This window comes from Pseudoalteromonas sp. MER144-MNA-CIBAN-0113 (assembly GCF_040308965.1).
In the GTDB taxonomy this organism is placed as follows: domain Bacteria; phylum Pseudomonadota; class Gammaproteobacteria; order Enterobacterales; family Alteromonadaceae; genus Pseudoalteromonas; species Pseudoalteromonas tetraodonis.
In genome coordinates this window covers 1-279 of the sequence record NZ_JBEOOG010000294.1, presented here as the reverse complement: position 1 = coordinate 279, position 279 = coordinate 1, and the positions used below count along the sequence as shown (strand labels likewise).

Here is a 279-nt window from a genome sequence, read left to right as displayed (position 1 = left end):
ACAGGCTTAACTTACATTGGCGCTGCAGACTTTGATGATCAATTCTTAAGTGGTTTTGGTATTGCTCCAGGTGGAGTAGGGATTGGTTCAGTAACGTATCATGATGTTCAAGCAAGTTACCATATCAGCGATTCAACAGAGCTTTACGCTGGTGCAAGTAACTTATTTGATAAAGAGCCACCACGCATTTTATCGGGTGTGAGCGGTTCAAGTACTGGTACTGAAACTGATGCTGGTACGTACGACCCAATTGGTCAATCATTCTACATAGGTTTTAGA

Annotated in this window: 1 protein-coding gene; it reads left to right on the top strand. The window is 42.3% G+C overall.

Annotation, left to right across the window (positions count from 1 at the left end; translation table 11 throughout):
- Positions 1 to 279: hypothetical protein (locus AAEY57_RS19765; RefSeq protein WP_350608641.1), on the top strand; the 279-nt coding region annotated here is incomplete at both ends.